Origin of the sequence: Aequorivita sp. H23M31, from assembly GCF_004022485.1 — a bacterium.
Taxonomy (GTDB): domain Bacteria; phylum Bacteroidota; class Bacteroidia; order Flavobacteriales; family Flavobacteriaceae; genus Aequorivita; species Aequorivita ciconiae.
The window spans coordinates 2,249,128-2,274,026 of record NZ_CP034951.1 but is presented as its reverse complement, the minus strand read 5'-3'; the positions used below and the strand labels follow the sequence as shown (position 1 = coordinate 2,274,026).

Below are 24,899 nucleotides of genomic sequence, written 5' to 3'. Positions count from 1 at the left end.
GCTACATTTTTGAATTTCTTATGATGTGGATTTTGAAATAAGTTGTTTTATTTCCATTTCATTTTTTAGAAAATGGGAATTATTAAATCTTTTAACAGAAATTGGTTGGAGGAATAAAGTTTTTTGATAATTTTGAAGAGAAGCTAAATTATTATCTCTCCCCAGTATTAAATTAATTGATAGCTTCGGATAAAATATTTTGATTGTTATTTCAGAATTATCATAATCATTCTCATATGATTATGAATATCAATCATTTCGTAATATTTAAATCCCTCGAATCAATTAATAAGTTGAATTTATAAATCATAAATTATGGTTGGGAGATTGATACTAATAATACTGGTGACGTTGTTGGGAAATGATGTTGTGGGCCAAAACAGAAAGGAACTTAAATTAACTGTTTTACAACTGCAATCGGACTCAACCTCTTTAGATAAGAAGCTTAAGGAAAACCAGATATTGGTTGCCAATTTGAATACAGAACTTTCCGAGATTAAGATTTCAAACCAACAGCTAAAAAATAGGATAGAAGAGCTTGCCCTAGTTTACGATAAGAACGCCAGTCTATCCGACTCAATCATTAGGCTCAATGATTCCATCACAAAAATGAATGTGAAATTGGATTCGATCGATAAATATTACCGGATCATTAATTTCGTAAAAGCATTTTACAATTCCCTGGAAACAACCGATGAAGAGAATCTGAGACAATATGAGTACGGAGATATGAAGTTTGACTTAGAGAATTTTTATTCTCTAATTACTAGAAATGCCAGATACAGTGAGGGACGGGTTAAAAATCTTTCCGATGATAGGTTCCATCATAAGTATTTTATTATGCTCCAGAGCATAGATGAAATAAAATTCAGTCTAAACAAGATTTTGGTTAAAACCAAGGTAATGTACACGGGAGAACGGATGGGATTGTTTTATAATGAGGAACAATTGACATTGAAGGATAATAAGGGTTTAATTAAACTTACCGATTGGGTCGATCTGGATCTTTATAAAATGATGCCGACTATAGATGCCAGCGTGGATAACTTTTCCAGAGAAGATTTTTATCGATGGTTGGATGGCCGACCTAAATAAAATATTTGTCTTTCTGTTCTACACTGATACCTTTTTAAGAAAGTTAAGTTTGGTATTTTAAAAAGCTGGACAATAATCCTTAGGGCCGTTTTAATAATTGTGTTACAATTCCTCCATCGACCAGAATATCACTTCCAGTTATAAAATTAGCCTTCTTGCTAATAAGAAATTTAACCACTTCCGCAATATCTTCAGGAGTTCCATTTCTTCCCAATGGTGTCATCTCTTTAAGTTGATTCATTCTTTCAGGATGTTCTTCCGCTGCCTTAAGCCCCATTGGTGTCATAATAACACCGGGCGAAACAGAGACGATTCGTGCACCTTTTTGCCCTATTCTCATTGCGTTTTCTTTGAGCAATAATAGTACCCCTCGTTTTGCGAAATTGTACATCACATCCGCGTCGTTATTTACATACTTCGCTATAGTTGAAAATGAATCCTCTCGCTGTGGATTTAATAACGCTGAATCATATTCCGAATCAGGGGGAACCGTATGGCCCATAATGGAAGAGAACAGTATTAAAACAGCATCTTTCGTCGCTAATTCATGGAAGGCGTCAATAATGATATCGGTACCGACTAAATCAATATCGAATACTTTTTTTATATTTTGACCGCTTCCACTTACTCCCGCAGTATGAATTAAACCTCCAAAATCACCCTGTTCTACCGAAAATGCCATTAGTTTTTGGACATCCTCTTTTTTGGTAATGTCACAGGCCATGCCAACAGCATCAAAACCATCTGCTATTAATTTTTCTACTACCCTCGATACATCTTGGGGAGAATAATCGCTTATTACAATTTTATATTCCTTAAGGACCTCAGCACAAGCAGAACCTAATCCGCCAGCACCGCCGGTAATTACTATTGTTTTTTTCTTTGAAGTAGCCATGATCATTCTGTTTTGACTGTATTATATATTATCATCAAACATATAGCTAAACAGGTGCATACGGAATGACTTATATCAGGGTGCTACAGAAGGATTGCACCTGTGAGGATTTGAGGGAACATTTATATTCAAAGGATAACGAGCCAAGTCTTGGTTCTTGATTCTGAAACAAAAAATAATGATCTTATTGCGGATAAATAACCATCTTACTCGTACTGCTAAAGTGCTTTTCCAATTTTGTCGGGAGTCTGTCCAAATATCCAAAATGGGAAATATACCCTTTTCGGGCAGCTACCAATATAAGGAAATCGGTTTCGGCTATTTGTCGTGAAAGTATAAAGAATTCTTCCCAATCATTGAAATGATGGTAGTTCATAGAGAGCGCTATTTTGTTTGTTTTTGCAAATTTGAGAATCGCGTCGTGGGTTTCTTCGGTACAGTTTAAGTTTATAGGAATTGATAGTTCTACCGATAATTGAGCAATTTTATTCATCCAAATAGCGAAACCTTCTTCGAATTCTGCGTTTGGAGGAACAATTAAAAACAATCGTTTATGATTGACCAATGGGATTTGAAAATCGCATATAAATAGGGTTCTATCTGTATTCTGGAGTATACTTTCCATTTTGTCCCCTATCAATTTGTCCAGAAAGCCAGTTTTTTGGGGCCAACCCAAAAGTATAATATCAGCAACGATCTCTCGTGCCGTTCGTGATATTCCGCTGGCCGCATTATGGTCTATGGTTGCCATTACGGTAGCATGGGTGTCTGAAGCAGTGGTTTCCTTTAAGAAATTTTCCAATCTCTGCTTTGCCTTAACGATGGTAATACCAGCTTCCTTGGTATTCGGAACAACGGTAAGAATAGCAAGCGGGTTTATAGATTTCTTTTCCTTTATCAAAACTGCGAAATCCAAAACTTTGTCAATATTGACTAAATTGGCAATTGGGATGAGGATATGCTCTTGATTTATAGCGGAATCCAATTCTAGATCCTCATCGTCATCGGAACTGCGGATAATGCTCTTGGCGGCTCGTTCCGTAACAAATGAAGCTACAATGCAGGTTACCAATATTAGAATTACCGTCCCGTTGAGGATGTTGTCGTCTAGAATGCCCGCTTTATACCCTACTAAAATTACTGCCAAGGTTGCAGCTGCGTGAGCACTACTCAACCCGAAAATTAAATTTCTTTGATTTTTTGTGTACTTAAGAAAGATTTGCGCCAGAAATGCAGCCAACCATTTTCCGGCAATAGCAACAACCGTTAAGGTTCCCGCTATCACCAAAGCCATGGGTCCACTTAAAATTACACTGATATCCACTATCATCCCGACGCTAATCAAGAAGAATGGGATAAACAGCGAGTTCCCCATAAATTCTATCCTATTCATCAAGGCTGACGAATTGGGTATAAGCTTGTTCAACGCCAATCCCGCGACGAAGGCGCCGATAATAGATTCCAATCCAGCCGTTTCAGCCAAAAAAGCCGCAAAGAAAACAACCGATAGTACAAAAATATAGTGTGAATGCTTTTCGCTTTCTAGCTTTTCAAAAAACCATCTTGCAATCTTCGGAATAACAAAAAACATAAAAGCGGAGAAAAGAGTAATCGAAATCCCGAGACGTATCCAGAATTCTTGCGTCAGCCCACCGGAATGCGAACCTAAAATAACAGCCAATAAGATCAAGACAGCTGTGTCTGTAAGTATGGTCCCACCTACAGTTATGGCTACGGCAATATTTTTTGAAACTCCCAATTTGCTTACAATTGGATAAGTAACAAGTGTATGGGTTGCAAACATGCTGGCCGTTAGTAAACTTGCATTAAAATCGAAACCCAGCAAATAATGACAGATAGGAAAACCCAAGCCCAAGGGAATTGAGAAGGTAAGAAAGCCGAACAATAAACTTTTGTATTTGGTAGCTTTAAACCGATTGAGATCTAATTCGAGGCCTGCAATAAACATAATGTAAAGAAGACCGATGGTTGAGAAAACATCGACAAAAAGACTTTTTTCTAAAATATTTAGACCTGCAGGACCTATGATAATCCCCGAGACTATTAAACCGATTATTCCCGGAATCTTAATTCGTTGCAATAAAATGGGTGCTAATAGTATAATTAGCAATATCAACGAAAAAATTAAAACCGGATTTTGAAGAGGTAGCTGAAACTGTTCTATAAGTTGATTAAGAAGGACATCCATAAGTAAGAATAGAGGAAATAACTAAATAATACTACCCAAAATTTACCAGGTTTTTCCTTTGTTTTTAGGTAGTCGTATAACGGCGAATATACATTGGATATTGGAATTTTAAAACACGATCAACACGGTTTTTTCCTTTTCTCAAGCTAGGGGTACCTTATTATGTAAGGACTTTTGCTACTTATTTATTACGCAATTATTATTCTTTTATCCAACTTTTTACACCTAATCCTACTACAAGTCCAAATATGGCGTGGGCAAGGGTCCAATAAATCCACGCCATTACATCATTTGCCGCGGGCGGAAGATGAGATAATGCGGTTAAGAAGAACAAACCACCACCACCAATAGTATACACTGCTACATATGGAGATATAAGTTTATGCCATCCCTTTATATTTAGGATATAAAAAAGAGCAATTACGCTAATGATACAGGTTAGATAGTGAAAAATATTTCCCCATAGCCAGATAGGGCGAAGATTATTAATCCATGGAATATAATCAAAATTGAATAAGAGATAATATGCTGTATTGCCCGTAAGAGCCAAAACAATCCACAAAATTAAAGCTAAAACTACACCGCCAATAATTCCGATAAGGGTTAGCTTTAATACTTTTTTCATATAGTTTATTCGTTAAAATAAGTGGGAATAAATTTAAGGAAATAGTTGAATTTTAAAGAGGGCATTATATCATATTCCAGTTAATTTTCTTGCGGGTCATGGTTTGAAAATCTATTATTTTTTTTTGAATTGTTTTGGCTAAAGTCTATACCAGGAATAAAAAAAGTAAATTTGTAGAGAATTGAGGATGTCTATGCAACAGTCAAAGACGCCGCAAACTTTATGGGAAAACTTTTTGAAAACCGTTGGTTCTTATTGATTGTCATCGCGCTCACTTGGGGCAGCTCATTCATTCTTATCAAAAAATCCTTATTAGCTTTTTCTCCCTTTCAAATAGGTGCTTTTAGAGTAGCCATTTCTGGAATTATCTTGGCGTATATAGGAATTCCAGCGCTAAGGAAGATGGATAAAAAAACACTCTTTTGGGTAACTCTTACCGGATTTTTCGGAAACTTCCTTCCTATGTTTTTATTTCCATTGGCCCAAACTAGAGTCAGCAGTTCCTTGGCCGGTATTTTGGATTCCTTGGTCCCTGTTTTTGTTTTGGTCTGTGGATTTCTTTTCTTCGGAATCAAGAGCAAGGGCCTTCAGGTTTTGGGAGCCATCCTGGGGTTTGCTGGAGCCGCAATGTTGATGCATTTCTCTGAAACCAAGTCAGAGGAATCCAATTTGCTCTATGCGAGTTTGGTGGTTTTGGCAACAGCCTCTTATGCCGTTGCCGCCCTAATTATTAAAGAAAGACTTTATCACGTTCGATCTATGGATTTATCGGGAGGTGTGTTTTCAATTTGGATGTTTCCGTCATTTCTCATCTTGATTTTCAGCGGGTTTTTTACGGATATTGAAAGCACACCACAAGTATGGGAATCGTTGGGGTATCTAAGTATTTTAACGGTGATGGGAACATCGATTGCCATTATGCTATACTATAAACTCATCCAGAACACAACTCCTGTTTTTGCGAGCACAGTTACCTATCTGCTTCCTTTGATAGCGGTCATTTGGGGTTTATTGGATGGTGAAAGCTTTAGTATATGGTACGTAATTGGAGGATTGCTTATCTTGTGCGGTATATATCTGATCCGGGAAAAAAAGAAGGACATAAAGCCAGTTGCGCGATAACAGCGTTTTTTAAAATCAATAAAATTTCATGATTGCATTTTTCGAAACATACCAAATGGAATTCCTTTATGCTTTTTTGGTTGTAATCGGAGTTTTGTTTTTGCGTTTTATTACCAACCAATCCTACAAATGGTTGATTACACGGGAAAAGAATCAATATAGTGGAGTTAAACCCATTTCCATTTTATTGGTAAAACGGATATTCAATATAATCTGGATCGTTCTCGGTGTAATGGCAATAAGCTCCCTATTTTTCCAGGATATTTATGTTAGACTTCAGGACAACTTCCGTGTCATTATTTACATGGGCGTTGTGGCAATTTTGACAATTATCCTTGCCTCATCATCCAATATCTGGTTCCGAAAGAAAGTAGAGCATAAGGTCTTGGCAGGGGAGGATTCTACCGTTTTTAAATTCTTGCGGTACATAGTTGTGGTAGGGATGTATATAATTGGAATTATGTTTATGCTAATGGCATTTCCATCCTTTAAGGGAATCGCCCAAACCGCTCTCGGTGGTGCCGGTGTTCTAGCTCTTATTGTTGGGGTGGCCTCCCAAGAAGCCCTGGCAAATATCGTTGGAGGTTTTTTTATAATTTCCTTTAAACCTTTTAGAATTGGAGATGTTATAAAACTTTCTGATGATATGATGGGGACCGTTGTCGATATTACTTTAAGACATACGGTACTACGGGATTTTGGAAATAAAATGATTGTTATCCCAAATGCCATAATAAACAAGGAGAAGCTCACAAACTATAACTTACGGGATTTAAAAATCTGTGAGCGTATTGAAATAGGGATTTCCTATGACAGCGATATTGATTTGGCTAAAAGAATAATGCGTGAGGAATGTGAAAAACATCCTTTAAATTTCGACAATCGTTCTACCACGGATATCCTTGATGGGAAGCCCATTGTAAGGGTGGCATTGATTTCGTTAAATGAATCTTCAGTCACCATTCGCGCTTGGGTTTGGGCAAGAAATTATTCCAACTCCTTTGATATGAAATGTGATTTATTGGAAAGTATTAAAAAACGATTTGATGCCGAAGGAATCGAAATTCCATTTCCATACAGAACAGTAGTGTTTAAGGAAAATAAAGAACAACCCACTTCATAACTAAACCTATGGATTTTAGACTTAAAGTATTTAGAACCGTTGCCGAACAGCTTAGCTTTACAAAGGCGGCAAAAATACTTTTCGTCTCCCAACCCGCAGTAACCAAACATATAAATGAACTGGAAAAGCATTTTGGAAAAGCGCTTTTCAATAGACATGGTAATACCATATCCCTTACCAACGAAGGGGAGATTTGTCTTGATTACGCTAATAAAATCTTATCCCTTTATGAATCTTTAGATAGAGAATTTATCGAATTGGATGGTAACCTTCCGTCCAAGATTACTCTTGCAGCCAGCACAACAATTGCCCAATATATTCTTCCATCATTGCTTTCAAAATTTAAGTCAGTTCATCCAGAAATCAACGTTTCTCTAATTAATCAGAATTCTGAGCGTATTGAAGCCCTGGTACTTGCGAAAAAAACCGATTTAGGTCTGGTGGAAGGCAATACGAACAATCCGTTATTGCATTATGAGCCATTTTTAAAAGATGAAATAGTTTTAACGTGCAGAGCTTCTTATAGAAAATTTAAATCTTCAGAACTTATGTTGGAAGATCTTCTCACTTTACCCATTATTCTTCGTGAACAGGGCTCAGGCACTCGTATCGTAATTGAAAAGGCTATAGAAGCAAAGAGTCTTAACCTACAAAATTTCAACATTCAGATGGAATTGGGCAGTACAGAGAGCATAAAAAACTATCTTCTATATTCCGACAGTTTTGCGTTTCTTTCCATACACTCCATTGCACGCGAGTTAAAAGATAGATCATTGACCATTGTGGATATTAAGGGGCTTGAAATCCTCCGTACTTTTCAGTTTGTTGGACTTCACGGCAATTATAATCCCACCTCGGAATGGATGAAGAATTACCTGATCAACCATTATAACCTAATGGAATAGGGCATAACAAATTGTGATAAAAATTATCGATAAAACCTTTCGAAATTTGCATCGTAATTGAAATCTATTAAATGGAAAAAATTAGCGATAGTCAAACTTGGGTAAAAGTACTTTTTATTATTGCAATGGTACTTTGTATCTCAGGATATATAAGTAGTCCCGTAGCACTGGTTGGAGGTTTTCTCTTCACTTATTTCTTAGGCCATCCTTTTCTTACCTTAAATTCCACGGCAGTTAATTGGCTTTTAAAAATCGCCGTGGTTGGACTTGGTTTTGGGATGAATCTGTTAGAAACTGTAAATGCCGGTAAGGATGGATTTATCCTTACTGTGTTTTCCATTTCAGCAACCCTAATCCTCGGATATTTTTTGGGTAGATTGTTAAAAATGGATAAAAAGGGAAGCCATCTTATCAGTTCGGGAACTGCTATTTGTGGAGGTAGTGCGATTGCTGCGGTTGCTCCTGTAATAAACGCGAATGAAAAGGATATCTCCATTTCTCTAGGTGTAATTTTTCTGCTGAATTCAATTGCTCTTATTGTTTTTCCGCCTCTAGGACATTTATTTGACTTGTCGCAGCACCAATTTGGACTTTGGTGCGCTATAGCCATTCACGACACAAGTTCTGTAGTGGGTGCCGCATATACTTTTGGGGAGGAAGCTTTGAAAGTTGCAACTACGGTTAAACTAGCCAGAGCGCTTTGGATTATTCCACTTTCTATTCTTTCTGTATTTCTTTTTAAAGGGAAAGGGAAAAGTGTGAAAATTCCCTATTTCATCTTTCTTTTTATTTTGGCAATTATAATGAACAGTTATCTGCCAATACCGGATATCATTACTGAAGGAATTACAAGTATTTCCAAATCGTTATTGGTGTTGACCTTATTCTTGATTGGAGCTGGACTATCCGTAGATAAAATAAAATCTGCAGGTTGGAAGCCGATGATTCTTGGAATTTCGTTGTGGGTTTTTATTTCTATCAGTTCTATCTTGGTGATTGTTTCGCTTTAAATCGTAGATATCCGTGTTCTCTGTGCCACCGTGGTGAAAAGAATGCCACAGAGACACAGAGGGTCAGAGGTTTTTTATAAAAAATAATTCTTTAAATCAACTTCAACTGATTCACAATCTCCTGTAATGAAACTTTTGCATCCCCGAAAAGAATACTGCAATTGTCCATTTCAAAAAGATCATTTTCTACTCCAGCATAGCCTTTGCTTCTCCCACGTTTCATAACAACAACTTGTTTGGCTTCATGTGCACGAATAATAGGCATTCCATATACTGGACTATCGGGATTGTTTTCAGCAGCGGGATTTACCACATCGTTGGCGCCAATAACCAATACCACATCGTATTGTGACATCACTTCATTGCCTTCATCCATTTCTTTCAATCGGGAATAGTCAACATTTGCTTCGGCTAAAAGTACGTTCATATGTCCTGGCATACGGCCAGCTACCGGATGGATAATATAATCAACTTCGCAATTTCTTTTTTCCAAAATTTGCTGCAATTGGGCGCATACGTGCTGGGCTTGGGCTACTGCTAATCCGTAACCAGGAACCACAGCCACTTTTTGGGCAAAAGAAAGTGAAAGTGCAGTTTCTGCAACGCTTATTTCTTTTATTTCCTGCTCTTCATCGGAAACGATTCCAGTGCTCTTTTTAAATTTCCCCGCTAATACTTTCATAAGAGAGCGGTTCATAGCTTTACACATCAGGAGGGTAAGGAAGATACCAGCTGCACCCACAAAAATTCCACCGGCAATCATCACTTTATTTCCGTAAACCAACCCTGTAAAAGCTGTGGCAATACCTGTTATACTGTTTAATAACGAAATAACTACGGGCATATCCGCACCTCCAATAGGTAAAACAAATAAAACTCCATAAACCATTGCTAGAAAGGCTAGGAAATAAACGAAAACGGCAAAACTTACGGGTATTACACCTACAAAATATAGAACCGGTAAAAGTATCATAAGCGCCAAAAGAATTCGTGCGGTAAGCACTACGCCAATGGTTCGATAATCCTTTACTTTCCCAGCGAGCTTACGTTCGGCAATTATACTTCCCGTAAAGGCAATAGCTCCAGTTATTAAACCGGCAATCAGCAAAATTTGCATGGTCAAAATAGCTGGTGATGGATGGTTTGGATTGGCTTCGATCATTCCTAAGAGCATGGCGCATCCACCTCCTGTTGCGTTAAAGAGAGAAACCAATTGTGGCATTCCGGTCATTTCCACTTTATCGGAAAATCGCTTTCCAACAACAGTTCCTATAACAATCGCCACGAGCATTATGACGAGATTTATATAAGGGACAGTTCCGGTATATCCTGCAAAAAATGTAAGAACTACCGCGAGAATCATTCCAATCGCGGCAATAAGATTCCCCGTTTTGGCTTTTTTGGGTGAACTCATAAACTTGAGTCCCAGTATAAATGATATGGTGGCTAATAGATAACCGACTTCAATTATTACGTGCATTGAGTTTGTCTTTTTTCAGAACCTGCCTGGCAGGAAGATTGGTTATGGTTGAATACTTGGATAAAACTGATGAAATAGGCAATTCTAGGATCCTTGGATTACTAGATCCGCAACTATTACTATCATTTTTTGGGATTGAACATTTTAAGCATACGTCCGGTGACGAAAAATCCACCGGAGATATTCAAGGTACCCAAAAAGATAGCAATTCCTCCTAAGGTAAGATTGAGATAATCATCTGCAGGAATATTCAGCATCAATAAAATAGCGCCTACCAAAATCACCCCACTAATAGCATTGGCGCCCGACATAAGTGGGGTATGCAAAATTGCGGGAACATTGGAGATAACTTCTATACCGATGAAAATACAAAAGACTACAAAATAAATTTCTTGGATGTTTTGATTGATGAAATCCATAAATTAAGTGATTTGGGTTGATTTAAAATGAGGGTGCGTCCATTGTCCTTTATTCAATATCTGACTTGCTGAAAGTAACGGATCATCCGGTTTTTCAACTTTGGACATATATTTTAAAAAAGAGAAATAGTTATTGGATAATAGGCGGGATGCCGAACTGGATATTTCTGCCGAGAGATTTGAATTTCCGAGTATGGTTACGCCCTTATATACTATTATTTCGTTGTTTTTGGAAAGTTCGCAATTTCCTCCCTGTTCCGCTGCCAAGTCAATAATTACACTTCCCGCCTGCATGGCATCTACAGACCGGGTTTCGATAAGCAAGGGGGCTTTTCGTCCAGGAATATTTGCTGTGCTAATTACCACATTGGCTGAAAGAATATGTTGGTGGATCAGTTCTTTCTGTTTTTGTTTGTATTCCTCGGTTTGTTCTACGGCATATCCGCCTGCACTGGCAGATTCAGTATGGCCTTCCACTTCAACGAAGGTTGCTCCAAGACTTCTAACTTCTTCCCCTGCTGAAGTTCGCACGTCAAAAGCTTCTACCACAGCTCCCAATCTTCGAGCGGTTGCAATTGCCTGAAGTCCCGCAACTCCAGCACCCAATATCAAAACCTTTGCAGGAGTAAGCGTCCCAGCAGCGGTTGTAAACATTGGAAAAATTCCGTTAAATAAGTCGGCAGCTTTAATTACTGCTCTATATCCCGCCAACGAAGCCATGGAAGAAAGTACGTCCATCGATTGTGCCAAAGTTGTACGCGGAAGCAGATCCAGACTGAAAACCGACGCAGAATGTTCTTTGTAAATATTTAATTTTGACGAATGGAAAAGCGGATTGAAAATACCGATAAACAAAGAGTCATCTTTTAACTCTTCTCCATTATAGGTATGGTTAACCGATAGGATTATATCCGAAGTTTTAAATAATTGTTGCCGAGAAACGCTTGTTGCGCCTGTGTCAATATATTGACTGTCCTCAATTTGCAGTGAGCTCCCGAGTCCAGGTTCAAATTGAACGTTGTATTTTAATTCGGTAATTAGGCGTTTTACTTCTTTGGGTAATAAACAAACCCGCGGATCATTTGGGGTTTTAACAATTCCAATGGTTTTTGGCTGATGATTTTCGCTCATAGGTTTTGGTCAGGGGGCCATAATAAGTTCAAAAGCCCACTTTTTACTATTTTAAATTGAAAAAGTTATTTGCTGAGAATTCTAAAATATTCTTCCTTGATTTCACGATAGCTTTCTAAATGCGCCCTGTATGACTTCCGATATCTTTCGTGTTCATTTACATAAAACATATCGCAGGATACATCTTCACATTCTGCCGCCTTGGGCAAATTGTTTTTATAATTGTTGAAATCATCGATCGTAGCGCTGTTCTCTTCTTGTTTGTTCTGTAAATTTAAGAGGATTGGACCAAATTCCGACGAATTGGCGCGTTCGGTTTTTCCAATGTCCAACAGGCTAGAAATTTCTTTATGAATATATTGGAAATGTTCAAGCCAATTTTCGAGTTCGATAGAATTATTCTTATAAGTAATAGCTTCGGGGGAATCGTGATCGTAAATTTCCATTATTTCGTAATTTTTCTGATTATCGACTATTATATAATTAGTCTTATTTTTCCTTCTTAAATATTTGATTCGTATTAAGGAATATGGTTTATTTACAATAATACATCAATATCGATAGGTTTCTCTGCTTGTTTCACACTGGTAATCTCCAGTTCTTTAGCACCATTGGGGAAATTCCAAGTAACGGAATCGCCCAGGGCATAACCCATTACAGCCGAGCCCATAGGTGCCAATATGGAAATTTTGTTAGCGGCTATATCCCTTTCGGTCGGGATTACCAATTGGAACTCCGTTTGCCAGGTTCCAGACTGTACGGTAATAATCGTGTTAAACCGGATTACGTCATCTGGCATTTCGTCATTATCATAAATAACGGCCTTATTAAGTTCCGAGCTCAATTTTTTTAAGGAAGCTATGGTGTTTTGGTCTTTATAATAGCTGGAAACATTCAACAAACGCTTTAAAAAGACATACTCCTTTTTCTCCAATATCAAATTTCCATATTTCATTGCTGTAGGTGATTATCGTAATAATAAGGGCATCTCCAGAAGGAGGGAATAGATAAAGATGCCCCAAATTTTATTGGAATTTCCAATTTATTATGGGAAAATACCTCTAAGAATGTAGGCCTTCTCAATACGTTCTATTGCAATGCAGAAAGCAGCAGTTCTTAAATCCAGGTTTTTCTCTTCGGAATATTCAGTAACCTTATCAAAAGTGGTTCGAAGTTTTTTCTCAATTTTCAGCAAGATTTCATCTAGCTGCCATAATTCTCCGTTACGGTTTTGCAGCCATTCAAAATAGCTCCCTATTACTCCGCCCGAATTACACATTATATCCGGAATAATGGTAACGCCCTTGGCTAACAATATCTTTTCACCTTCTACATCGGTTGGTCCATTTGCACCTTCGGCTATTAAAACAGCCTTTATAGAATCGGCATTTTGCTTGGTTATTTGATTACCTAGGGCAGCAGGAATACAGATATCACAATCTAACCCGAAAAAATCCTTTCCCTCCAGAACCTTCGCTTCGGGAAAACCTACAATACTGCCGTGGTTTGATTTGGCATAGTTGAACAAATCCTCAACTTTAATTCCGTCTTTATTTTGAATACTTCCAAAGGCATCTTGAACCCCTACCAATATTGCCCCTTCATTTTGAAGAAAATGTGCAGACCAATAACCTACATTGCCAAATCCTTGAACAATGAATTTCTTTCCTTTTAAACTTTGTTTGGTTTTTTCCGCCCAAAATTTAATAGTCAAGAACACACCAAATCCAGTTGCCCGGTCACGACCTTCAAGCCCACCACTGCCAACAGGTTTTCCCGTAACAACGTGCATGTTTTTAGACCGTTCCGAGGTACTTTTAGTGCTCATATAAGTATCCGCAATCCAAGCCATTGTCTGTGCGTTGGTATTTACATCGGGAGCGGGAATGTCATGTTCAGGTCCTATGTTTTCTCCAAGAGCATACGTAAAACGGCGGGTAATTCGCTCTAGCTCGCCTGCCGAATATTTTGAGGGATCAATTTGAATTCCACCTTTTGCTCCGCCATAAGGAAGACCAGCCAGAGAGGTTTTCCAAGTCATCCACATCGCCAAGGCACGTGCTCCATTGATGTCCACAGTGGGATGATATCGAAGTCCACCTTTGTATGGGCCCAATGCATTATTGTGCTGCACACGGTATCCCGTAAAGATCTCTACATCCCCACTGTCCATGCGCACAGGGAAGTTGATGACAATTTCAGTGTTTGTAATACTTAAGATTTTCCGAACGTTTGGGTTCAGGTTAATTTGGTCGGCCGCATGATTGAATTGCTCCAATACATTGTCCAACATTCCTTTTTTTACCGGTTTGGGTTCTTCCAATGTTTGTTCGTTTGTCATTTCTTTTTGTTTTAGAACTTACCTATTAGGTATTCCGTTTTTGGTTAAGATGTTAACCGTTTTAATCACAACTTCAAAAACTGAATCTGGATTGTATATCAAAAATAATCACAGATTATGTTAGTATCTACACAAAACACTATAAAATTTAGTTGCGTATCAGACTTTTATGATGTGTGCAAGAGCGAGCAACCAATGTGCCGTGAATTCCCAATGTCTTCAAAATAACTATTAAAACGTATCAAATCAACAATATAAGTTTTCAGGCTTAAAAATGTTGAACCTTGGGCAATGGGGAATTATTTCCAAATTGGGGAGAAATTACCCGATTTTTACAATAATTGAAACAACAATATGAATGATTCGAATACTGGGGTTATTTGGAAACACCTGCGATTTTGTTGTATATTTAGTTTGTTTATGGAAAATATCCTAAATTAAATTCAAAATAGAAATATACAATCCTATATACAACCTCTTAAAGTAAATTATGAATAGGCTGATAACAAATAAAAAGTTGACAATTATAAACTTTGTAATTGTAACTTACTTTGTTCTGCTCTGGTTGATCAATGTTTATAATTTGGATTTTGTATTAATTGGTGTATTTAGGGAACTTTTAACCATCCCCTTTCTTTTGGCACAAATTATATTCTTGATTATAGGAGTACGATTTCTGCTTAAAAACGAAACGCAATTTTGGACCATAGCTATCCTTATCATTTTGGGCATTTGTGCTTTATTGACAATAGGCAGTTTCTTTTAAATTTAATGGAAAAGCCTAAAAAAAGGAAATTAGTGATTGTAAAACAAATTTATCTATGTCCCCTTGAGCGCAGTTGAAACGTGAGTTAGAAAAAAATAACATTTTTTAATTTTCCTGGGAGAAATCATGCCCACGATTAACTGAATAAATAGCTCATAGGTTCTCGGTACAAAGGTAAAACGATATTAACTGACTATTCTTCTTTGATCTTTGCCCTCAAAGTTTTCCGGTCTATTTGTAGGATTTCCGCTGCCTTAGTTTGGTTGTTGTTTGTTGCAACCAATACTTTTTGAATATATTTTCGCTCCATATCCTTTAATGGCAACAATCCTTCCTCTGGAAAATCTATTTGGAATTTTAAGGTTTCTGGTAGATCCTTAACGCCTATGGTTCTATCGCACATAATCACCGCCCGCTGAATTACATTTTCAAGCTCCCGGATATTGCCCGGCCAATCATAACGGTTTATAAGTTCTTTGGCTTCCGTATCAATGGTAACATATCGTCCTTTGTATTCATTACCATATTTGTAGAGGAATTTATCCGCAATTAGTGGAATGTCCTCTTTTCTATCTCTCAGTGGTGGAACTTGTATTTCCACAACCGTTAAGCGATAATAAAGATCTTCCCGAAAGGTTTCTTTAGCAACCATTTCTCTTAAATCACTATTGGTAGCCGCAATTACACGCAAATCGATTTTTTCGCTTTTTCGCGCTCCCACTTTCACCACCTCTTTCTCCTGAAGCACCCTTAACAATCTAGTCTGGACTCCAAGGGAAGCATTTCCTATTTCATCCAAAAAAATGGTTCCTCCTTCCGCCGCTTGGAAAAATCCTTCCCTATTATCCTCTGCGCCAGTGAAGGCTCCTTTTACGTAACCGAAAAGTTCTGACTCCAATAAGTTTTCCGGGATTCCACCACAATTTACCGCGATAAATGGTTCTCGGGAGAACTTTCCATTATAATGAATTGATCGGGCAACTAATTCTTTTCCAGTTCCACTTTCCCCGCTTATGTATATCGTAGCTTTATTGTCTTTTACCCTATCTATAATCTGGATAACATTTTGTACCAGTTCGCTTTCGCCAATTATTTCATTGTATTTTTTGGGTTCAGAAGGAGATAACAAGGACTTTTTCTTAGGTAAAGAGAATAGTGATTTTTCGACTGCTTGCTTTAATTCTACTTTAGTAAATGGTTTTACCAAATAATCCACAACACCCGATTTAATTGCCGAAAGTGCATCCTGAATGGAAGGATAACCTGTAACAACCAATTTTGGCATTTTGGGGTAGTGTTCAGAAACAAATTGGATGAGCTCAAATCCATCTACCTCGGGCATCTTTAAATCCGTGATTAATAAATCTATCTCCGTATCGCGTAAAATGGCCACTGCCTCTTTTACCGAAATCGCTTTAAAGGTGTGGTAATCCATAGATTGCAAATGCCGCTGAATTAGCTCAAGAATGCCGACGTCATCGTCTACGATCAATATGTTTTCCTTTTGAAGCATGATATATTATTTTGGGAAAGTAATTGTAAAAATAGAACCTGTAGGTTGATTTGACTTGTATTCAATACTCCCACGATGTCCTTTTATGATGCCGTGGACAACACTCAGTCCCAATCCCGAGCCGTTGCCCACTCCTTTTGTGGTAAAAAATGGCTGAAAAACCTTGTTAACGTTTTCCGGAGGAATCCCTGGGCCTTGATCCGAAATTTTAAGGGTTATTTTCTTGGGAGTCTGGGTTACTCGCAATTTAATCATTCCATTCTGGGGAGAGAAATACACAGCATTGAGCACCAGATTGAATATAACCTGAGTAAGTTGTATGGTATCTACTCTCATTAACACCTCTTCTTTTGGAAGTTGTGCCTCGTATCGAATTCCATGTTTGGTAAAAGTAGCATCCAAAAGGTTCATAGCATCGTTTACTACGGGGACTATATCTACCTCAGTCATATTTTGAGGCATTTCGCAAGCAAAGAACATGAGCTTTTTAACTACTTCCCGTGAATAAATAGCACTATTGATTATTTTTTTAAGGTCTTTCCCATTTTGGGAATCGGGAATCTCCTTGCTTTTTAATAATTCTGCGAATCCCAATATATTTGCCAAGGGAGTATTGAGCTCGTGTGCGATGCCAGCGGTAATTTCTCCCAGAATGCTCAAACGATCTGCATGCTCCATCTTTCTTTTTACCACAGCTTCGTTTTCGCGGATAGCTGCTCTTTCCAACAAATCGCCAATATTTACAGCGACTGTTTTAAGAAGAATTTTTTCCTCTTTCAAAAAATCCTTTTCCTCATAATCACTTGCGGGATAATGAATTATGATAAAGCCCTTTGGCTCGTTGAAAATTTTAATAGCGCTTTCAATCGTCACGCTTTTTTGGGGAAGTGCGGATGATATAAGGTGAAATGGACCAGAATGTATTTCAACTATAGTGTCCTCATTATATTGCAAGGCCCGGCGCACACTCAGGGCTATTGAATATAAGGTTTTGTCAAGTTCCTTATAATCGTTGTTTACGATAATTGAGGAAACCTCATAAAGACAAGTAAGTTCCTTGATGCGTTCTTTTAAGTCATTTTCAATGGTCATGAAATAGCAACGGTTTCCCCAAAGATATTGAATTTATGTGTTTAGTAGATTTTGATAACAATCCCTTGTTTTGCTTATTCTAGATTTTTATTCTAATTACCGATTAATATTTTTGCGCGTGAATAAAGAGAATTAGTGAGGAATTTATGAAGAGAAAAATTTTGGAATTGAAGATGTTAATCCTAAGAATTTTCTGCCGATTTTTATGAACTACAACTTGAATTTCATTATTCAGCAAAAAAATAACCTACCTGAATATTTTCAGATAGGTCATTTTTTAAGAATTATGTTCCTCTAATCTTTATTTAAAAGCTTTATAATCCAATTTTTGTCCACCAACGGAAATTTCGGCCATCAGTCCTTCTTTCGGAAGGGTAAATACCGCCAGACCATCGTCATATTTTAAATTTAATGTCGGGGTGCTTTTATCAATGGCAATGGCGGAAATATTTCCTGAGAGCTTAAAATTGCCTTTCATAAAATCCTGTACTGCTTTTTCATTTTGAAGGAATACCAATTCGCTAAATGCTTTTCCTCCAAGCTGCACTCCTATATCTACTTGTTTTAATGTCGCCATTCCTATAGGGGAACCATTTTTATAAACAACTCCATTACCGGTTGCTGCGCCTAAAATAAACGCACCTTTTCCCACATTGGGAAAGATTACATAGGCCTCAGCATCATCAAAATAAGTTTGAAGTTTCGGATTGGCAGCTAAAAATGCATCCCTGGCCTCCTCTGCATCCCTCATTATTTTTTTATCATCCGCATTCTGGGAAAAAAGTGAAAATGCAATGAACATCATAAATATGGTAATAAATCCTTTAGTTTTCATAATGTAGTTTGTTTTAAATGCTAAAGGTAGTTGAATAAAGAAGCGACCTGTGTTAAGGCTCTGTTAGATGAATATTAATAGGATGATAATATCGCAACCTCAATTATTTCAAATCTTGAATTTGATTTTTGGAAGTTAAATCTAAAGAGGTAGGTATTCTGGCTTTTAAAAACTCTATTTTGATTATTTTAATTCTCTTTTGACCAGCAGATAGAAATCATTATCCAACGGAAGATATCCTTGGTCATACAAATAAAAGTAAGTGGAGCCGGCTTTCGTGGTGTAGATACTTGTAAAGTATTCAAAGTTGAATCCGAGGCGCAATAATTTTTCTTTGGTGGTCTTTGTTTTGTTTTCGGTGTTCAGTTTTTCGAGGATCCGATAATTTTTTCGAAGCCAGTTATTGGTAGTTCTTACCACATTCTTGCTATCCTTGTTCAAGGAATTGTTGCGCACATTACGACAGTAGTCGCTACAGAAAACTTTATCTGCGCGACCACGAACTCTATTCCCACATTCTGGACAGGTCCTTTCCATAATCTAAAGATAGGACATTTTTTAAAATTGAATTGATAGGATAAGTTTGGACAGCTCTGTAAAATCAGGATCTTAAGTCTAGTTTTTTAGAAATTCCGAATTGGAGTTAAAGTAAATTGATCTTTAAATTATAACAAGTGGAAGGGGGATTGGTGAAATTGGTATATGCGCGGTAATGAGGTTTTATGCAAAAACTTTTAATTTTTTACGGACTTATGACGTAAGAAATTACTTTTACATTAGGAATTGTATTTATATCAGCCACCGGCATTACTTGCGAGCTAAATATTGCTTAGCAGTAATAACAGAGATTTCCGAGTTTTTTATCCATAATATACCGTTTACGTGCAATAAATTATTACGTAATACAGATTGCTCATTGTTTTATTTATGAAAATTATAACGGTAAACCAATTCAAGTTTTACAAATAAACTTCCACTTAAAGATGGGTTAAGTTGGGTGCGGTTATCTCCAAAATTGAAAGCGGACAATGCCAGGTCTACTTTATCATCCTGAGCATAAACTTCATAATTGTCGCTTGAATAGCCAAATTTTGTTCGTAATAAGATTTCCTCTTTAAAAACTTTGAATTGTAGATAGCTCGCAACTTGGGTGGAACCTAGATCGACATACATCGACGGCATATCCTCATAGTGTAGATTGAAGCTTCGACTAATACCTAGGTAGTCGATTCCTACAGTGGCGAATTCAAATTTATAGTTTATATCACCTTTTATGGGAAGGTTCAGATCTATCTCAAATTTGTTGTTCTCACTTAAATAATTTAGCCCCAAAATGGGAGTGGCAAAAACTCCAAAAGCTTCCTGCGAAGCGTATGCCCCAAAACGATACAGCAAATTCTCATTTTTTCTGAACTTTATAACACCAAGACCGCCCATAAAAAAATCCTTGCTTGAGACGGGATCAAAATCGGAGGCTAGTTTGGGTAATAGCACCAAGGTGGAACTCCACTTTTTGTTCCAATTAGATGCGAGTCCCAAAGTGAGGAAAGTGCTATATAAACTGGAGTATTCAGCTTCTGGGAACAGTTGTAGGTTGGAATAGGTAAACTCCGCGCCGGTAATAAATGCGTGGTTTTCGTTTAAAGGTATGGGAACGGTAACACCCATGTTTAGGAATTTTATATCCGTACTCGCCTCTTTATCTTTAAATTCGTTTTTAAAGGTCTGCCCATAACCCACTTTGAAGATATCCACATATTCTTGACCAAGCCCCAGTAGGGGGAAAAGTAGGAAAAGAAGCAGCTGTTTTTTCACATTTAAAATCTCTCAGGTTATAAGATTATTTAAAAGTAAACCAATCTTTCATTATGTCCTCGTCCGGTTCCTTTAGATGAAAAAATTCATTGCTATGAACATTGTAGGTATAGTCCTCTGCCCATTTTTCAAAATTTTCTGACAATTTCTTTATAGCTTCACACACATAAATTGCCTCTTCATTTGTTGTAGTGGGATGAAATGACATGCGGATCCATCCAGGTTTGTGGGTTAAGTTGCCATCATCTATTTCACAGGTAATACTTTCAGAAGTTTCTTGGTCCATATGAAGTAAAAAGTGTCCATAGGTACCTGCACACGAGCAACCTCCACGAGTTTGAATACCAAAACGGTCATTAAGCAATTTTACACCTAGATTAAAATGAAGATCGTCTATATAGAAACTAATTACCGCCAACCTGTCTTGGGTCTGCGGCGCAAGAATCTTAAGGTTTGGAATCTCTGAAATAGTATCAAAAACTATATCTAAAAGTTCGTGCTCGCGCTTTAGCATGGTTTCCACACCCATTTCTTCTTTTAAACGAATTGATAGTGCGGTGCGAATTGTTTGGAGAAATCCAGGGGTTCCCCCATCTTCGCGGGTTTCAATGTCGTCTATATATTTGTGGTTTCCCCAAGGGTTCGTCCACGAAACAGTGCCTCCGCCGGGATTGTCGGGAATAGTATTTTTATAAAGATTGTTGTTAAAGATTAGCACGCCACTAGTTCCAGGACCTCCCAAAAATTTGTGCGGAGAAAAGAAAATGGCATCTAGATGTGCGCCTTCCTCTTTTGGGTGCATATCTATGGAAATATAAGGTGCTGAGCAGGCAAAATCTACAAAGCATAATCCTCCATTATCGTGCATCAACTTGGCGATTTCGTGATAAGGAGTTTGAATACCAGTAACGTTTGAACATCCTGTAATAGCTGCTATTTTGATTGGATAATCCTTGTACTCTTCAACGGTTTTGGCAAAATTTTCCATGCAGACCAAAACATCATCATTGGGTGGAACTACCACCACTTTCGCAATGGTTTCGAGCCAAGAAGTTTGGTTGCTGTGATGCTCCATATGCGTAACGAAGATTACAGGACGCATAGCATCTGGAATGTTGGCATAAGGCCTAATATTTTCTGGAATCTTTAATCCCAAAATACGTTGGAACTTATTGATGGCTCCTGTCATTCCACTTCCAGCGGTAATAAGCACATCATTTTCATTTGCGTTCACGTGCTTTTTAATAATCTCGCGCGCCTCGTGATATGCTTTGGTCATAGCTGTACCCGTTACTGAAGTTTCAGTATGGGTATTTGCAACAAAGGGCCCAAACTCATTTAATATTTTTTCTTCAATAGGTCGGTAAAGACGTCCACTGGCAGTCCAATCGGTGTAGATAATCTTCTTTCTACCAAAAGGGGAAGTAAATTCTTGATCAATTCCCACAATATTTTCACGGAAAGGTTTAAAATACTTTTCCAGCTGTCCCACGTTTTCTCCCACAATCATCGTTTCTTTCATCATAATTTTAAAGTTAAGCAATACCAGTTGAAAATCAGTATTTATTGGTGTCTTGTCTTAAAAGCGTCAACTCCTTTTCGTAACCAAGCTAGATATTCATCACCATTTGGCGTATATCCTACCGGCTCAATTAGGTTGCTTTCATCATGGTCCATCAGCACGTAGAAGGGCTGTGCATTTGCCTCATATTTCAGAATTTGGAACTCGCTCCATTTTTGGCCAATGTAACGAAGTTTTTTGCCAGAGATTTGAGAGGTAATTGCTTCTCCATCAGGAAGTGGGCGTTTATCATCAACATAAAGGGATACCAATACTACTTCATCTTTTAGCAGATTCAATATCTGGGGTTCGCTCCATACGCGTTCCTCCATTTTTCTACAATTAACGCAGGCGAATCCAGTGAAATCTAGCAAAATGGGCTTATTTACTTTTTTGGCGTAGGCAACGCCTGTATCATAATCTTTAAAGGCTATAATATCCTGGGGACCTAAATGGGCGCCTTCTGGAAATTCTTGCGCATTCGAAACTCCTCCACCACGGCTTTCTTTAGTATATCCAACTCCATAAGGCGATTCGCTATACTGCATTGGAGGTGGGAAACCGCTAATTAATTTTAAAGGTGCTCCCCAAAGTCCTGGGATCAAATAAATAGTAAATGCCAAAACCAAAATACCAAGGCTAGCACGTCCCACTGAAAGATTTGTTACGGGTGAATCGTGAGGTAACTGGATTTTCCCGAAGAGATAAAGAGCCATCATACCGAAGATAGCGACCCAAATTGCAAGAAAAACTTCGCGCTCCAACCAGTGAAGTTGTAGTACAAGATCGGCGTTGGATAGGAATTTGAATGCAAGTGCCAATTCCAAGAATCCAAGAAAGACCTTCACTGTATTAAGCCATCCACCAGATTTGGGCAAGGAATTCATCCATCCCGGAAATGCAGCAAACATTCCAAAAGGTAAGGCTAATGCCAATGAGAAGCCAAACATACCAACAAAGGGGGCAATCCCGCCTTTAGAAGCAGCTTCCACTAAAAGATATCCTATAATCGGACCAGTACAGGAGAAAGAAACGATTGCAAGCGCAAGCGCCATAAAAAAGATTCCGATCATTCCTCCTCTATCTGCTTGCTTATCGGCTTTAGTGGCCCATGAACTAGGTAAGGTTATTTCGTATGCTCCTAAAAAAGAAAAGGCAAAAAACAGGATTAACAGGAAGAAAATAAAGTTAAACCATACATTGGTAGAAAGTGCATTCAGGGCGTCTGCACCAAAAAACCAAGTAACCACAGCACCTAGAAAAACATAAATTACGATAATAGCAATACTGTAAAAAATGGCATTCTTTATGCCAACCGCCCGTGTTTTACTTTGTTTGGTAAAAAAGCTAACGGTCATCGGAATCATGGGGAAAATACAGGGAGTCAACAACGCCGTAAACCCGAAAAGGAAAGCCACAATAAAAATAGTCCACAAGCCCTTTTTTTCGTGTTTTTTGTTCTGTTCAAGAGCAGCTTTGGAGCCTTCTTTAGAGGTATCGTCCGAAGCTCCTACAACATCACTTTTTTGGGTATCGGCGTCCTGAACGCTGTCAGTATCGACCTCCGTTGTCGCAATGCCATCGGGTTCAGATTTATCGGTATTAACCGCTGTTTCGTTGGTTGCTGCACTAGCAGAGCCGGGCGCAGGGTCAGGAATTTTAAAGACTAGATCCACATAGGAAGGTGGCAAACAATTGGTATCGTCACAAACCATAAATTCTACCTCTCCTTTTACGGTCGTGCCCTTATCTCCGGTTAATTTGATTCTTTGGGTGAAAGTGGCAGTATGCTCAAAATAGGTAATTACCATATCGAATACAGGATCGTGCTCGGTAATTCCTTTATCTTCCTTTACTTTTCCTATACGTTTGTATGCATTGTTTTCTTCAAAAGTAAGTACAGTTGGCAACGGTCCATCTTTGGGAACTACTTGCGAGTATAAATGCCATTTGTTATCAATGGTTGCTTTTGAAATGAGATCGTACTCGGTTTCAGATATTTTTTTTATGCTGGTTGACCATTCTACTGGATCGAGAATCTGCGAATGGACCGCAGTTAAAGAGATTGTAGCAAAAAGAAGAAATAGGAAAAATTTTTTCATGAGGGGATTGACGTTAGATAGATTTTTAGGATGTATCAAATTTGCTAGAAATTAAATGGACTTAAATAGGCTGGATTTCAACTTGAAACCGAAAAAATATTCGCAAATATACGTATCATCTTTGATTTTAATAATGCAATCTAATGAAAATCGGGAGGTTGGTTAAGACTTCCACGGGACTATCGCTCAAATTAAAGTATAAAGTGGAAGCTCTCGTTCTTAACCAAAAATATAATAATTGGTTTCTCTGAGAAGTTATATTTAAAATCATATTATATTCGCGTAAAATTTCTTAAAACTATTTTATTATGAAATTGATAAAAATTATATCTGTTCTTTTGGTGGCGTTATTAGCTTTTAGTTGTAGTAGCAATGATGATGGTGTGGAAATTTACAAGTTCAATAAAGACAATCTTACTGGTACCTATAACATTACGGCCTTTAAATCAAAAAAGGTAAAACAAGCTAAAGTCGAAGGCTTCGATATCACTACCACAACCGTTTCTACAGGAGATACCTTTAATATGACAGCGAACTTCGATTCCAATAATGTGGTGACCTTTAACGGTTCTTACCGAGTTCTGGAAGTAATAACCCAGAATGATGGTAGAATGGAAAATGCCTATATTATCGTTCGGGACAATGAGACTAGCCCATATACCGTTAATACCACAACAAATGAATTGACCATAGAGGGGCGTAAATTCAAAGTGAATAATTTTAGCGCTACCGGTTTTAAATTGAACCTTGAGGAAACCACGGTTGAAGAAAATGGAGATACTACGGTTTATACTGAGGAATGGGTGTATAAAAAATAATATTACTTTAAATAGGAATTTATAAAAGCTGTCCAGGAATGG

At 37.8% G+C, this 24,899-nt stretch carries 23 protein-coding genes; 7 read left to right on the top strand and 16 right to left on the bottom strand.

What is annotated here, in order from left to right; genetic code table 11:
- Positions 1-327 precede the first annotated feature (327 nt).
- Complete coding sequence (locus tag EI546_RS09940) at positions 328-1,095, top strand: hypothetical protein (RefSeq protein ID WP_128250398.1); 768 nt, start codon at positions 328-330, stop codon at positions 1,093-1,095.
- Positions 1,096-1,174: 79 nt separating this feature from the next.
- On the opposite strand, the gene EI546_RS09935 is transcribed toward EI546_RS09940, so the two are convergent.
- The 3 genes from EI546_RS09935 to EI546_RS09925 all read right to left on the bottom strand — a co-directional run bounded on the left by EI546_RS09935 (position 1,175) and on the right by EI546_RS09925 (position 4,824).
- Positions 1,175-1,990: an SDR family oxidoreductase gene (locus EI546_RS09935; RefSeq protein ID WP_128250397.1), complete on the bottom strand. Its 816-nt coding sequence runs from the start codon at positions 1,988-1,990 to the stop codon at positions 1,175-1,177.
- 184 nt (positions 1,991-2,174) lie between these two features.
- Entirely contained in the window at positions 2,175-4,199 is a 2,025-nt protein-coding gene (locus EI546_RS09930; protein WP_128250396.1) for a cation:proton antiporter, read from the bottom strand.
- 199 nt (positions 4,200-4,398) lie between these two features.
- Positions 4,399-4,824, bottom strand: a complete 426-nt coding sequence (locus EI546_RS09925; RefSeq protein WP_128250395.1) for a hypothetical protein — start codon at positions 4,822-4,824, stop codon at positions 4,399-4,401.
- A gap of 222 nt (positions 4,825-5,046) precedes the next feature.
- Between EI546_RS09925 and EI546_RS09920 the strand changes: the two genes are divergently transcribed.
- From EI546_RS09920 to EI546_RS09905, 4 genes are all read left to right on the top strand, one after another.
- Positions 5,047-5,946, top strand: coding sequence for a DMT family transporter (locus tag EI546_RS09920; RefSeq protein ID WP_128250394.1), 900 nt, complete (start codon positions 5,047-5,049; stop codon positions 5,944-5,946).
- A 55-nt stretch (positions 5,947-6,001) separates the two neighbouring features.
- Positions 6,002-7,069, top strand: a complete 1,068-nt coding sequence (locus EI546_RS09915; RefSeq protein WP_240673093.1) for a mechanosensitive ion channel family protein — start codon at positions 6,002-6,004, stop codon at positions 7,067-7,069.
- A gap of 8 nt (positions 7,070-7,077) precedes the next feature.
- Positions 7,078-7,974 (top strand): LysR family transcriptional regulator, encoded by an 897-nt coding sequence (locus EI546_RS09910; protein WP_128250392.1) that lies wholly within the window; start codon positions 7,078-7,080, stop codon positions 7,972-7,974.
- A 71-nt stretch (positions 7,975-8,045) separates the two neighbouring features.
- On the top strand, positions 8,046-8,984 hold the full coding sequence (locus tag EI546_RS09905) for a YeiH family protein (protein WP_128250391.1): 939 nt from the start codon (positions 8,046-8,048) through the stop codon (positions 8,982-8,984).
- Positions 8,985-9,075: 91 nt separating this feature from the next.
- Here EI546_RS09905 and EI546_RS09900 read toward each other — a convergent pair whose 3' ends face one another.
- The 6 genes from EI546_RS09900 to EI546_RS09875 form a co-directional block, all read right to left on the bottom strand.
- The gene (locus tag EI546_RS09900) at positions 9,076-10,464 is read right to left on the bottom strand and encodes an NAD(P)(+) transhydrogenase (Re/Si-specific) subunit beta (protein WP_128250390.1); all 1,389 of its coding nucleotides are present in this window, start codon (positions 10,462-10,464) and stop codon (positions 9,076-9,078) included.
- 122 nt (positions 10,465-10,586) lie between these two features.
- Positions 10,587-10,883 (bottom strand): NAD(P) transhydrogenase subunit alpha part 2, encoded by a 297-nt coding sequence (locus EI546_RS09895; RefSeq protein WP_128250389.1) that lies wholly within the window; start codon positions 10,881-10,883, stop codon positions 10,587-10,589.
- A gap of 3 nt (positions 10,884-10,886) precedes the next feature.
- Positions 10,887-12,014: an NAD(P) transhydrogenase subunit alpha gene (locus EI546_RS09890; RefSeq protein ID WP_128250388.1), complete on the bottom strand. Its 1,128-nt coding sequence runs from the start codon at positions 12,012-12,014 to the stop codon at positions 10,887-10,889.
- Between the two features lie 65 nt (positions 12,015-12,079).
- Positions 12,080-12,460: a hypothetical protein gene (locus tag EI546_RS09885; RefSeq protein WP_128250387.1), complete on the bottom strand. Its 381-nt coding sequence runs from the start codon at positions 12,458-12,460 to the stop codon at positions 12,080-12,082.
- Positions 12,461-12,552: 92 nt separating this feature from the next.
- The gene (locus EI546_RS09880; protein ID WP_128250386.1) at positions 12,553-12,969 is read right to left on the bottom strand and encodes a GreA/GreB family elongation factor; all 417 of its coding nucleotides are present in this window, start codon (positions 12,967-12,969) and stop codon (positions 12,553-12,555) included.
- 90 nt (positions 12,970-13,059) lie between these two features.
- The gene (locus tag EI546_RS09875; RefSeq protein WP_128250385.1) at positions 13,060-14,355 is read right to left on the bottom strand and encodes a Glu/Leu/Phe/Val family dehydrogenase; all 1,296 of its coding nucleotides are present in this window, start codon (positions 14,353-14,355) and stop codon (positions 13,060-13,062) included.
- A gap of 490 nt (positions 14,356-14,845) precedes the next feature.
- Here EI546_RS09875 and EI546_RS09870 point away from each other — a divergent pair, with 490 nt between their 5' ends.
- The gene (locus EI546_RS09870; protein WP_128250384.1) at positions 14,846-15,121 is read left to right on the top strand and encodes a hypothetical protein; all 276 of its coding nucleotides are present in this window, start codon (positions 14,846-14,848) and stop codon (positions 15,119-15,121) included.
- A gap of 193 nt (positions 15,122-15,314) precedes the next feature.
- On the opposite strand, the gene EI546_RS09865 is transcribed toward EI546_RS09870, so the two are convergent.
- The 7 genes from EI546_RS09865 to EI546_RS09835 form a co-directional block, all read right to left on the bottom strand.
- Positions 15,315-16,637, bottom strand: coding sequence for a sigma-54-dependent transcriptional regulator (locus EI546_RS09865; RefSeq protein WP_128250383.1), 1,323 nt, complete (start codon positions 16,635-16,637; stop codon positions 15,315-15,317).
- A 3-nt stretch (positions 16,638-16,640) separates the two neighbouring features.
- Positions 16,641-17,726, bottom strand: a complete 1,086-nt coding sequence (locus EI546_RS09860; protein ID WP_128250382.1) for a sensor histidine kinase — start codon at positions 17,724-17,726, stop codon at positions 16,641-16,643.
- A 301-nt stretch (positions 17,727-18,027) separates the two neighbouring features.
- Positions 18,028-18,561 carry a lipid-binding SYLF domain-containing protein gene (locus EI546_RS09855; RefSeq protein WP_128250381.1) on the bottom strand — a complete coding sequence of 178 codons (534 nt, stop codon included), beginning with the start codon at positions 18,559-18,561 and terminating at the stop codon, positions 18,028-18,030.
- 183 nt (positions 18,562-18,744) lie between these two features.
- Positions 18,745-19,098 carry a hypothetical protein gene (locus EI546_RS09850; protein ID WP_128250380.1) on the bottom strand — a complete coding sequence of 118 codons (354 nt, stop codon included), beginning with the start codon at positions 19,096-19,098 and terminating at the stop codon, positions 18,745-18,747.
- Between the two features lie 384 nt (positions 19,099-19,482).
- A complete protein-coding gene (locus tag EI546_RS09845; protein ID WP_128250379.1) occupies positions 19,483-20,376 on the bottom strand; it encodes a DUF6268 family outer membrane beta-barrel protein in 894 nt (297 codons plus the stop codon).
- Between the two features lie 25 nt (positions 20,377-20,401).
- Positions 20,402-21,901 carry an aminotransferase class V-fold PLP-dependent enzyme gene (locus EI546_RS09840; protein WP_240673092.1) on the bottom strand — a complete coding sequence of 500 codons (1,500 nt, stop codon included), beginning with the start codon at positions 21,899-21,901 and terminating at the stop codon, positions 20,402-20,404.
- 38 nt (positions 21,902-21,939) lie between these two features.
- Complete coding sequence (locus EI546_RS09835; protein ID WP_128250378.1) at positions 21,940-24,039, bottom strand: protein-disulfide reductase DsbD family protein; 2,100 nt, start codon at positions 24,037-24,039, stop codon at positions 21,940-21,942.
- Between the two features lie 308 nt (positions 24,040-24,347).
- On the opposite strand from EI546_RS09835, the gene EI546_RS09830 reads away from it, so the two are divergent.
- On the top strand, positions 24,348-24,857 hold the full coding sequence (locus EI546_RS09830; protein WP_128250377.1) for a hypothetical protein: 510 nt from the start codon (positions 24,348-24,350) through the stop codon (positions 24,855-24,857).
- Positions 24,858-24,899: the final 42 nt, after the last annotated feature.